11 protein-coding genes are annotated in these 11,222 nt (G+C 48.5%); 6 read left to right on the top strand and 5 right to left on the bottom strand.

Annotation, left to right across the window (positions count from 1 at the left end; all coding sequences use genetic code 11):
• The 6 genes from ACPLJI_RS07135 to xth all read left to right on the top strand — a co-directional run.
• Positions 1–300: TCP-1/cpn60 chaperonin family protein (locus ACPLJI_RS07135; RefSeq protein WP_424741188.1), on the top strand; the 300-nt coding region annotated here is incomplete at its 5' end.
• Between the two features lie 132 nt (positions 301–432).
• Positions 433–2,337, top strand: a complete 1,905-nt coding sequence (acs, locus tag ACPLJI_RS07130; RefSeq protein WP_424730749.1) for an acetate--CoA ligase — start codon at positions 433–435, stop codon at positions 2,335–2,337.
• A 14-nt stretch (positions 2,338–2,351) separates the two neighbouring features.
• Complete coding sequence (locus ACPLJI_RS07125) at positions 2,352–2,945, top strand: acetate uptake transporter (RefSeq protein WP_424730748.1); 594 nt, start codon at positions 2,352–2,354, stop codon at positions 2,943–2,945.
• A 183-nt stretch (positions 2,946–3,128) separates the two neighbouring features.
• The gene (locus ACPLJI_RS07120) at positions 3,129–3,845 is read left to right on the top strand and encodes a DtxR family transcriptional regulator (RefSeq protein ID WP_424730747.1); all 717 of its coding nucleotides are present in this window, start codon (positions 3,129–3,131) and stop codon (positions 3,843–3,845) included.
• 46 nt (positions 3,846–3,891) lie between these two features.
• On the top strand, positions 3,892–5,802 hold the full coding sequence (gene feoB / locus ACPLJI_RS07115; RefSeq protein ID WP_424730746.1) for a ferrous iron transport protein B: 1,911 nt from the start codon (positions 3,892–3,894) through the stop codon (positions 5,800–5,802).
• Positions 5,803–5,848: 46 nt separating this feature from the next.
• Positions 5,849–6,622 (top strand): exodeoxyribonuclease III, encoded by a 774-nt coding sequence (gene xth / locus ACPLJI_RS07110; protein ID WP_424730745.1) that lies wholly within the window; start codon positions 5,849–5,851, stop codon positions 6,620–6,622.
• A gap of 77 nt (positions 6,623–6,699) precedes the next feature.
• Here the strand turns inward: xth and ACPLJI_RS07105 are convergent, their stop codons facing one another.
• The 5 genes from ACPLJI_RS07105 to ACPLJI_RS07085 form a co-directional block, all read right to left on the bottom strand.
• Positions 6,700–7,512, bottom strand: a complete 813-nt coding sequence (locus ACPLJI_RS07105; RefSeq protein WP_424730744.1) for a hypothetical protein — start codon at positions 7,510–7,512, stop codon at positions 6,700–6,702.
• Between the two features lie 5 nt (positions 7,513–7,517).
• Positions 7,518–9,080, bottom strand: a complete 1,563-nt coding sequence (locus tag ACPLJI_RS07100; protein WP_424730743.1) for an ATP-binding protein — start codon at positions 9,078–9,080, stop codon at positions 7,518–7,520.
• Positions 9,081–9,140: 60 nt separating this feature from the next.
• The gene (locus ACPLJI_RS07095) at positions 9,141–9,821 is read right to left on the bottom strand and encodes a TIGR02253 family HAD-type hydrolase (RefSeq protein ID WP_424730742.1); all 681 of its coding nucleotides are present in this window, start codon (positions 9,819–9,821) and stop codon (positions 9,141–9,143) included.
• Between the two features lie 185 nt (positions 9,822–10,006).
• Positions 10,007–10,672, bottom strand: coding sequence for a DNA polymerase PolB subunit 2 (gene polB2, locus ACPLJI_RS07090; protein WP_424730741.1), 666 nt, complete (start codon positions 10,670–10,672; stop codon positions 10,007–10,009).
• 39 nt (positions 10,673–10,711) lie between these two features.
• On the bottom strand, positions 10,712–11,095 hold the full coding sequence (locus tag ACPLJI_RS07085; protein WP_424730740.1) for a 30S ribosomal protein S8e: 384 nt from the start codon (positions 11,093–11,095) through the stop codon (positions 10,712–10,714).
• Positions 11,096–11,222: the final 127 nt, after the last annotated feature.

Genomic DNA, 11,222 nt, shown 5'->3' with positions numbered 1-11,222 from the left:
CTTGCAGAGAACGCTGGACTTGACAGCATCGACGTCCTGGTGGACCTCAGGGCTGCCCACGAGGAGTCACCCTACATGGGACTTGACGTTTTCGATGGTGAGGTCGTTGACATGAAGGAGGAGGGAGTTCTTGAACCCCAGAGGGTTAAGAAACAGGCCATCCAGTCCGCTGCAGAGGCAGCTGAGATGATCCTCCGCATAGACGACATGATAGCAGCTAAGGGCTTTGATGTTTCATCAAAGGACCAGGAAGATATGGAAGGAATGGGTGGAATGGGTGGAATGCCCCCAATGATGTAACACCCAATATTTTTTTCAAGGTATTTAATAAAAATTTTTAAATTACTATTATTTATCATGATTAATAATAGTAAAATATATAAGTCCAGAAAAACTTACTACTATCACCCAAGAAAAATGGCGGTATGAAAAATGTCAAAGGATACCTCAGTTCTCCTGGAAGAAACAAGGGTCTTCAAACCACACTACACCATCGTGGAGGAGGCCCATATAAAAAACTGGGAGGCCGAGCTGGAAAAGGGAAAGGACCATGAGAAATACTGGGCCGAAAAGGCAAAAAGATTCGAATGGTTCAGGAAATGGGACAAGGTACTTGACGAGAGCAACAAGCCATTCTACAGGTGGTTCGTGAACGGTAAGATCAACATGACCCACAACGCCGTGGACAGATGGCTGGATACAGACAAGAGGAACCAGGTCGCCATTCTCTACGTGAACGAGAGGGGAGATGAGAGGAAGCTGACCTACTATGAACTGCACAGAGAGGTCAACAGGACAGCCAATGCCCTTAAAAGCCTTGGAATCAAAAAGGGCGACGCCGTTGCAATGTACCTCCCCATGTGCCCGGAACTCGTTATATCAATGCTGGCCTGTGCAAAGATAGGGGCCGTTCACAGCGTCATCTATTCAGGTCTGAGCGTCGGAGCACTTGTGGAACGCCTCAACGATGCAAAGGCCAAGATCATAATAACAGCAGACGGAACCTACAGAAGGGGTGGGGTGATAGAACTCAAACCAATCGTTGACGAGGCCATCCTCCAGTGCCCCACAATAGAGACAACAGTTGTTGTGAAGCACACAGACATCGACATAGAGATGTCAGATATAAGCGGGCGTGAAATGCTGTTCGACAGGCTCATAGAGGGCGAGGATGACCGGTGCGAGGCAGAGGTGATGGATGCAGAGGACCCCCTCTTCATACTCTACACCTCAGGAAGTACCGGGAAACCAAAGGGTGTACTCCACACAACAGGAGGATACATGGTGGGGGTAGCATCAACCCTTGAGATGACCTTTGACATCCATAACGGGGACCTCTGGTGGTGCACAGCAGACATAGGATGGATAACCGGGCACAGCTACGTCGTATACGGACCCCTACTTCTTGGAACAACGACACTGATCTATGAGGGGGCCCCTGACTACCCGGACCCTGGGGTCTGGTGGAGCATAGTGGAAAAATACGGTGTCACAAAGTTTTACACAGCCCCCACAGCAATAAGGCACCTCATGAGGTTCGGTGAAAAACACCCGCAACGCTACAAACTTGACTCCCTTAAGATCCTTGGAACCGTGGGTGAACCAATAAACCCTGAGGCATGGATGTGGTACCACAGACACATTGGAAGGGAAAAATGCCCGATAATCGATACATGGTGGCAGACCGAAACAGGGATGCACCTCATAGCGCCACTGCCTGTAACCCCCCTTAAACCGGGATCCGTCACCAAACCCCTCCCTGGCATCGAGGCGGATGTGGTTGACGAGAAGGGAGACCCTGTGCCACTGGGTAAGGGTGGATTCCTTGTAATAAAGAAACCGTGGCCTGCAATGTTCAGGACACTCTTCAACGACGAGGAGAGGTACCTCAACGTATACTGGAAACAGATCCCTGGTGGAGTCTACACTGCAGGTGACATGGCAAGGAAGGACGAAGACGGCTACTTCTGGATACAGGGTAGATCAGATGACGTCCTCAACATAGCAGGGCACAGGATCGGTACAGCAGAGGTTGAATCAGTCTTCGTGGCCCACCCTGCAGTTGCCGAGGCAGCGGTCATAGGTAAGGCAGACCCAATCAAGGGGGAGGTCATAAAGGCATTCCTCATACTCAGGAAGGGCCATAAGTTAAACGCAGCCCTCATCGAGGAACTCAAAAGGCACCTGCGCCACGAACTGGGACCCGTGGCTGTTATCGGGGAAATGGTGCAGGTTGACAGGCTCCCTAAAACAAGGTCAGGAAAAATAATGAGGAGAATACTGAGGGCCAGGGAGGAGGGAAAGGACCTCGGTGATACCTCAACCCTTGAAGAATAGAAGGAGGTAAAAAAATGACTGAAAAAGAAGTGGTTATATCAGATAAAACTGCCAACCCTGCTCCCCTGGGGCTTCTGGGCTTCGGCATAACCACCGTACTTCTGAACCTCCACAACGCAGGGCTTTTCCCCATAAACAGCATGATACTTGCAATGGGGTTCGCCTACGGGGGTATAGCCCAGATACTGGCAAGTGTGATGGAATACAGGAAGGGCAACACCTTTGGTACAGTTGCATTCGGCTCATATGGACTTTTCTGGTGGTCACTGGTACTTCTGCTTGTGATTCCAAGGCTGAAGTTCATTGAAACAGCCGGCAGTGCAGCTACAGCAGCCGACCCGGTTGCGATGGCATCATACCTCTTCATGTGGGGTCTGTTTACACTGGTGATGTTCATTGCAACCCTCAAGCTCAGGAGAGGCATACAGGTGATATTCATAAGCCTTGCAGTGCTCTTCTTCCTGCTTACAGCCGGTGAGATCACAGGGTCAGGCCTCATAACCACCATCGCAGGTTATGAGGGTATATTCACAGGGGCCGCTGCAATGTACGTTGGCCTTGCCGAGGTTATAAACGAAACCCATGGAAGGGATTTTCTACCCATATGACCGGGAAAGGAAAAATCCCTTTTTTCTTTTATTCAGAATGCCGGAATGTGCTAACACCGGAACTCTAATTTTTACACCAGCACATGAGGACAAACTGCGAAAAACTTCTTACCACAACCATTTAGAAAACCTTATATTGAATTAGGTTTAACTAAATTAACAGCAAGCCTTTAGGTGAACCTAATGAAGCATCTCAGCGAAAATATAGAGGAGTACCTTGAAACCATCTACCGGCTATCAGAATCCAGTAAAAATGCCACTACAACCAAAATATCAAGGGAAATGGGAATAGCCCCTGCCAGTGTAACCCAGATGCTTAAAAAACTTGATTCTGAAGGATATGTTAACTACTCCCCCTACCGTGGGGCGGTGCTCACAGAAAAGGGATACAGGATAGCCCGAAGAATAACAAGGAAGCACCGCCTGCTGGAACGGTTCCTCCACGATATACTTGGAATCAGGAGGGACAGGATACACATACAGGCATGTGAGATGGAACATTCGCTCTCCGATGATGCAGAAAGGGCCCTCTGCCAGCTCCTCCAAATGCCAGGTGAGTGCCCCGACGCAAATCCAATCCCTGCCTGCGACTTCAAATTCCAGACATGCGGGGAATGCATTGAGCTGAAGGATAAGGATGTTGAGGAAATAGGGTGCCGTGAGGGGAACCTGAAATCACTCACAGAGATGGATGAAAAACAGACTGGAAGGGTTTCCTTCATACGGGGGGACTACAGGGTTTTAAGGAGGCTCATGGACATGGGAATAACACTTGGAGTCCCCATAAGAATGATCAAGAGGGCACCTCTCAGCGGACCCATCGAGGTGGAGGTCCGGGGGTCAAGGGTGGCCCTTGGAAGGGATATAGCAGACAACGTATTCATAGACACAGAAAGCTGAATTTCTGTTAGAGGGAACCGAATTTCAATCCGGGAAGTGTGTACCGATGGAGAAATCTGAGATAACAGTTGCACTTGCAGGAAACGCCAATGTCGGTAAAAGCGTGATCTTCAACCAGCTAACAGGATCAAACCAGATAGTCGGGAACTGGCCAGGGAAAACCGTTGAAAGGGCAGAGGGCCACCTTAAATTTCAGGGCCGGGACATCCACATAATTGACCTTCCAGGCATATACTCATTTTCAACCTACTCCATGGAGGAGATAGTCTCCAGGGAGTTCATAGTCAACGAGAAACCCGATGTCGTCATAAACGTGCTTGATGCGTCTGTCCTTGAGAGGAACCTCTTCTTCACACTCCAGCTCATGGAGATGGAGGTCCCCATGGTTATCTGCATCAACCAGGTGGATATGGCCAGGCAGAAGGGAATAGTGATAGACGAGGAGAAACTTGAGGGTGCGCTGGGTGTGCCTGTTGTATCAACAGTGGCGGTTAAGGGCCAGGGACTCCAGAAGCTCCTCAGGAAAACCCTTGAAGTGGCTGATAGGGGGATAAAACCAGAGGTCATAGAATACGGGGAGGAGGTTGAAAGCCACATAAGAACACTTATGGAAGCACTCCCTGAAATTCCAGAGGGCTATTCAAAGAGATGGGTTTCCATAAAGCTCCTTGAAAACGACCCTGAAATAAGTGCCATGATGCCATCCGACGTGAAAAAACTTGCAGCTGAACTTGCAGCCCAGATCGAAAAAATACACAATGAGCCATCATTCTCTGTTATGGCCTCTGAGAGATACGCACTATCAAATATGATAGCGGCAGGTGCACAGAAACAATCAGAGATAAAAAAATCTCTCTCAGAGCGCCTTGACAGTTTCCTCACACACCCCATCTACGGTTACATATCATCGATCCTCGTTGTTGGAGGTCTCCTCCTCTGGACCTTCGTTGTGGGTAAATTCCTATCAGATACACTTACAGGTATCTTCGGATTCTTTCAACCAGTTGACCCCCAGTTCTCAGGTTCAATTGAATCCATAATATGGAACGGTGCCTTCGGAGGTATAGTGGCAGGTTTAACCCTCGTGATACCATTTGTCATACCATTCTACCTCATGCTATCCTACATCGAGAATTCTGGGCTTCTCACCAGGGTTGCATTCATGATGGATGCTTTCATGAGAAAGATAGGGCTCCATGGCAAAGCCCTGATACCCCTGATACTCGGATACGGTTGCAGTGTACCGGCAATCGACAGTACAAGGATACTTGAAACCCCCAGGGAGAGGCTCCTTGCAGCCTTTGCAATATCCTTCGCGCCCTGCGCCGCAAGGACAATCCTCATACTTGGACTTGTGGCCCTCTTTGTCAGCGTATGGTGGGCCATAGGGTTATACGCCCTCGACCTCCTCATAATATTCATAATGGGTAAACTTGCATTGAAGGCACTCCCTGGGGAAACAACCGGCCTTATAATGGAGATGCACTCCCTCAAGATGCCATCCTTCAGGGTCATCGCAAGGCAGACCTGGACAAGGACAAAGTCCCTCATATACCTTGTATTCCCAATATACATAATTGGAAGCGCACTCATACAGATCCTCTACGCCCTCGGGTTCCTGAATCCTGTGAGCAATATCATGGCACCACTTACAGCTGGCTGGTTACACCTGCCTGTATTTGCAGGGGTACTCCTGATCCTTGGGGCTGTAAGGAAGGAGTTCATCCTCCTGGGGCTTGTATCACTGGTTGGAACAGATATTGGGGCAGCACTTACAGCACCCCAGATCCTCGTCCTCACCCTGGTGGGTATGCTCTACTTCCCCTGCCTTTCAACAATAGCAGTACTTGCACGGGAATTCGGGTGGAAATCCACATCCATAATAACCATTGCAAACCTTGGAACCGCCCTGTTCCTGGGGGGAATCTTTGCAAGGATACTGCCATTTATCATGTGATGATCAATACTTAAGGTGGTCAGAACAGAAATAATCCCATGGTACCATGGCAGGAATCAAGATAATATCCTGGAACGTTAACGGTCTGAGGGCAGTATACCGTAAGGGCTTCCTTGACTGGTTCATGGACGAGAAACCGGATATCCTCTGTCTTCAGGAAACCAAGGCTAGTCCCGACCAGCTTCCCCGAAGGCTAAGGCATGTTGAGGGTTACATGAGTTTCTTCACCCCGGCAGAAAGGAAGGGATACAGTGGAGTCGCCATGTACACAGTGATACCCCCCAAATCCCTCAGGGAGGGTTTTGGTGTGAAGAGATTCGACATTGAAGGCCGAATACAGGTTGCAGATTTCGATGACTTTCTGCTCTACAACATATACTTCCCCAACGGGAAGATGTCCCATGAGAGGTTGAAGTACAAACTTGAATTCTATGACGCATTCCTCGAAGACGTAAACAGGGAACGGGACGCTGGTAGAAACACCGTAATATGTGGGGACTTCAACACAGCCCACCGGGAGATAGACCTCGCAAGGCCAAAGGAGAACAGCAATGTATCAGGTTTTCTGCCGGTTGAAAGGGCCTGGATAGACAAATTCATTGAAAACGGGTACGTCGACACATTCAGGATGTTCAACAGGGAGCCGGGCCAGTACACATGGTGGAGCTACAGAACAAGGGCCCGTGAGAGAAACGTGGGGTGGAGGCTCGACTACTTCTTTGTTAATGAGGAGTTCGCAAAGAACGTTAAAAGGTCATGGATACTCTCAGAGGTTATGGGCTCAGACCACTGTCCAGTAGGACTTGAGATAGAGGTTTAAAGGGTCCCACCTTCGTCGCCTCACAGGCGATGGGAAAATCTGCGATTGACTTGAGATAGAGGTTTAAAGGGTCCCACTCACGTTTTACCCTCCCTCTTCCAGGCAGAAACAGTGGATATAACCCCATCGAGGTACCTCAGGGAGTCGCTGTGGCTGCTCAGACCATGGGCAAATTTAATTATAATGTCATCATCCTTTATTTCAATGTACAGGAGAATATCCTCAAGGATTTCATCCTCAGAGTAACTTTCAGGTGGTTTCATACCCCATATATTCACAAGGGCCCATTCCCTGCTGTGGTCCCTCAGGTTTTCAAGGTCAAGTTCCTCCCTCATGAAGACCCTCTCCTGGACATACCTGAGGATGTCCCTGTTCTTCAGCGCCCATATTCTGAAATCAGAATAATTATCCCTCAAATCGGGCAAAAGATCCTTTTTATTATTCCTGATTCTTATGAACTCCTCCTCTTCCGGACTGGAATAAAGACCCCCTGTTGATTTAAGATTCCGGTTACTGGAGTTCTGAACCATCTCCCTTCCAGCCTCAAGGTGGAGTATCTCATCGTCACTGAGCCCCCTCCTCTCCATTCGTTCCTTCTGGGATTCAACCTCCATCTTCCACTCCTCATACTTCAGGGACTCAAGTTCACGGATCTTAATCCTGAAGAGCTCCCCTATAATTTCAAGGGCCATGAAGACCTGCCATGGCCTTCCCCTTCTGAGGAGGTTGAGGTAATGGGCTATCTCAACTGCAGTGGATGGAATTGGCCTGATGCGTGCTGCAAGTCTCCCTGCCTCCCCTGGAAATAAGGACGGTAGGAGTTCAAGGAATGTCCAAACACCAATGGATACAAGTGCAGCGACCAGCACATCAACCAGGAGTGGCTCCATAGACATCATCCACTGTATTCAAGTATTGTCTTCTTAATTTCACGTTTGGTTTCAGCGACCACCTCAACCCTTCCAACCGGAACCCCCTCGCCCTGCAGATGGGCCAGGAGCTGTGAAGGGCTTATTGAGTCCTCAAAGTCCGCTAGAACACCTCCATCCTCCAGTGCAACCGTGAGGGCGCCGTAGAGTTTAAGCACCCCCTCAGCACTCTCAGGTTCAGGGGTCACAACACGGAATGTCCTCACACTGTGATGCACCTGGCTGATATCAATATCCATCCTCTGGAGTGCTATGAGGACATGCTTATCAAGGGCCCTTTCAATGACCTCAAGGTCAATCCTCTCCTTCTCCATGTTTATTCTAACTGCCTGGGCAATCTGTGCAAGGTCACGGGCGTGTGCATAGCTTGGCTGCAGACCCTCGCCGCCACCGGCGACTGGAGTGTACACCATCTTAATCCTTTCCAGGACATCTTCATCGTAATCCTCGCCTGTGGCATCAAGGTTGCGCCTGAATACCTCCACAACGTTTTCCACAGGTGGGTTTTTGAGGAATATGTGGAGAGGCGCCCTCCTGAGGTGTGCCTCGTCCATTATGCTCACATCAAGGTTTGTTGAGAATGCGGGGATGAAGTGTGTGTGGAATATAACGGGGACCCCCCTTATGTATATGACGTCCTTCCTATTCTCAAGGGGTACTATAAGGCGGTTGAGGATCACCTCATGGTCATCCCTCTGCCTTCCAAGGTCATCGATGAGGAGCACTCCACCGTTGGCCTTTATCAGTGGAGAGGTCTCGTATACACCCTTATTCATATTGTAGGTTGTCTCAAGTTCATTGAGGCTCAGTTCAGAACCTGTGAAAACAAATGGGGCATGTATCTTTATCCAGCGGGGATCATCAGGTTCCTCAGGGCATGGCTTGTGGAAGTCAGGGTCATATATCTGTACAACTCTCCCGCTGAACTCTATAAAACGGGGAATCACCACCGGTGGTAGAAGGTCCGATGCCTTGCTTATGATGAAGGTTTTACCGGTTCCCGGAGCACCATAAACAAAGAGTCCCTTACCGATGGTGCATGACTCAACAAGACATTCCTTTGCATATGATAGACCGACAACGTCCCTGAAGGCCCTTTCAATAACATCTGGGGGTATCTTTATTGGGAAACGGTTTCTGAGCTGTTTATCCATCAGTTCAAAGTACCTCTCGTAGGGTACGGGGGCCATTCCAATATAAGGGTTTTCCTCCATTACAATGCGGGCCTTCTCAACCCCCCTCTTTGTCAGTGTATATTCAACACTGGAGAACAGGAAACTTCCACCCACCTGGGCGCAGAACCCGTCCTTCTCCATCTGGCCAAGGACATCCTCAAGTATATCAAGATGCAGACCTGTAATATCAGTTATTCGCTGGGTTTTAACCGTCCCGTATGTTAAAATAATCTTCAGGACAAGGTCCCTCACAAAGAAGTAGGATAAACCCAGTTCCTCAAGTGTCTTTGGCTGTTTCAGCTCCTCAAAGATTTCAGCCATGTTTTCATCGTGGTAGTAGTCATCACAGTCCATCACTCATCCCCTCCATGGAATCACGTTCATCCCCCCAGAAAAGGTGGAGACCCTGAAAAACTAGAGAATCTCCTTAAGTTCGCTGATGTCATCGATGACCGTAACATCAAGGCCTCTCCTTTCAATGAGGTCCCTCTCTTCATCTGTAAGCTCTGAGTTGACGAGTATGGCTGACATTCCCGCGTTGGTTGCCCCCAGTATGTCCTCATTGAACTTGTTACCCACCATGATGGATCTTTCAGGTTTGCAGCCCATCCTTCTGAGGGCCTCCTCAAAGATCCTTATGTTTGGTTTCTCAAAGCCAACCTCATCTGATGTGACGACCTCATCGAAGAAGTGGTGTATGCCGAGCCTTATCAGTTTCTCCCACTGCTTTATTGTTATACCGTTGGATATTACCCCCAGCCTGTATCCCCTGCTTTTTAGGTGTATGAGCGTTGATGTTGTATTGGGGAATGGCCGGAGCAGCGCGAACTTGACATTGTGATAGGTTATCATTCCAAGGGCAATGAGAAGGGGTTTTTCCTCACCAAAAACCGTCTTTGTGAGGACATTGAAATGTTTATCATAGTTGGAGCCCTTCTCAGCGATTATCTCCCTAAGAAGTTTGTATGCTTCCTCCTGTGTCAGGGGTAAACCCGCATCTATCATCACATTCAGGGCAGCCTTTCTTGCAAGTTTGGCAAATCCCGATGTGTCATAGAGCGTATCATCAATGTCAAAGAAAACCGCCTTCAGCATCTTCCCACCTTAATCTCTGTAATGAAACTCTATAGCTAATCAATTATAACACTGTTGGTTTCTCTGCGGATACTAAGATTATAATATAAAATAATATGATAAATACCCCCATATGGTCCTCCTGAGCGGCGAGCCAGACATTTAAGGTGAAAAATTTCATGTAAAAAAATAAGGTTCCCCCTGTTCTAGAAAAAGGCATCGAGGCTGCTCTGTCTTTCACCACATGAGAGTGAATTTATATCCTCTGTGGAGTAGCCAAGAGATGACATTATTCTTGATACCGCAGCCATCACCTGGTTCTCAATGTAATAGTCGGGATCGTAATCCAGACCCTCAGCATCCTCAAGTGGGAAGGCCCTCTGACTTATGGGGCCCCTCCCCTTAACTATGATGTACCTGACTATTGATCCCCTCTCAATGCGCCTCCCCTTCTCAAGGGATCGCTTTGCGGCGATAACGTGTGGGCCTATCTGTTTGTACTCAGAGAGGTCCCTTGTGATCTGGGTGTGGATTGCAAGCTCATCCAACTCCACCTCCCCACCCCTTATGCGCCGTACAACATCCCTTATTATCTTTCTTGCCTTCTCAGGGGATCCATCTCTGAGGATTGCCATTAAAACTTTTTGCTGGGTCTTTTTAGCTATAGGTGCCCAGTCACGCCTCACCAGTTCAAGACCCTTTGCAACAATCGTGTCATCCTCTATTAGGGCGTATCTCTTTTTTGTTACGAAGAAGCCCCTCCTGTAAAAGCCCTCAAATTCCAGCTCCATTCCCTCAGGCAGGTTGCTGTTTATGTGTTTGAGGAACCTTTCCACCTGGGATAGTATCTCGGCCTCAAGGTTATCGGACATATAATACCCCATGGGTCTGGTTGAGGGGCTCTGGTGAACCTATTCCTTTATAAGTACGCCGTTTATTACGCCGTCCTGTCCAGGTCTGGATGTAACCCTCACGTTCCCGAGGCTGGTCTCAACAACAGCACCCTTTGTTATGATGTTCCTCCTTACAAAGTGGGGGTTTGCTGTGTTCTCAACAACATTCCTTATCTCTGCAACTTCAACCTTACCTGTTTCAGGATCAACAACGTTTATCTTTGTATCTGCAGCGAGCCTGACCTTGCTGTTGCCCCCACGTGTCCTTATCATCCTGACACGCCTGTCACCGATCTTTGTCTCGGCGGGTTCCCTTCCAAGTTCGTATTTCCTCTTTCCGCGGTTCATCTTGGCTCTTCCACCGCTTGGTTTCTTCATTGATTTACCTTGCCAGATTGCCATTATTTCACCTCAATCTAAGTCTCTATCAGAATCAGTAATGCTGAGTTTAAGAAACTCAGTGACTCGGTATAGATAAATTTATCTATAGTATAGGATCCCCCATTTAAAAAGATTGTGCTTCCACGGT

This window comes from Methanothermobacter sp. (assembly GCF_049720995.1).
Taxonomy (GTDB): Archaea; Methanobacteriota; Methanobacteria; order Methanobacteriales; family Methanothermobacteraceae; genus Methanothermobacter.
The sequence above is the reverse complement of the archived record's forward strand: the minus strand, read 5'-3'. Positions and strand labels throughout refer to the sequence as shown.

Coding starts and splice junctions, on each gene's coding strand:
- acs (WP_424730749.1), top strand. CDS start 433: ATGTCAAAGGATACCTCAGTTCTCCTGGAAGAAACAAGGGTCTTCAAA.
- ACPLJI_RS07125 (WP_424730748.1), top strand. CDS start 2,352: ATGACTGAAAAAGAAGTGGTTATATCAGATAAAACTGCCAACCCTGCT.
- ACPLJI_RS07120 (WP_424730747.1), top strand. CDS start 3,129: ATGAAGCATCTCAGCGAAAATATAGAGGAGTACCTTGAAACCATCTAC.
- feoB (WP_424730746.1), top strand. CDS start 3,892: ATGGAGAAATCTGAGATAACAGTTGCACTTGCAGGAAACGCCAATGTC.
- xth (WP_424730745.1), top strand. CDS start 5,849: ATGGCAGGAATCAAGATAATATCCTGGAACGTTAACGGTCTGAGGGCA.
- ACPLJI_RS07105 (WP_424730744.1), bottom strand. CDS start 7,512: ATGGAGCCACTCCTGGTTGATGTGCTGGTCGCTGCACTTGTATCCATT.
- ACPLJI_RS07100 (WP_424730743.1), bottom strand. CDS start 9,080: ATGGACTGTGATGACTACTACCACGATGAAAACATGGCTGAAATCTTT.
- ACPLJI_RS07095 (WP_424730742.1), bottom strand. CDS start 9,821: ATGCTGAAGGCGGTTTTCTTTGACATTGATGATACGCTCTATGACACA.
- polB2 (WP_424730741.1), bottom strand. CDS start 10,672: ATGTCCGATAACCTTGAGGCCGAGATACTATCCCAGGTGGAAAGGTTC.
- ACPLJI_RS07085 (WP_424730740.1), bottom strand. CDS start 11,095: ATGGCAATCTGGCAAGGTAAATCAATGAAGAAACCAAGCGGTGGAAGA.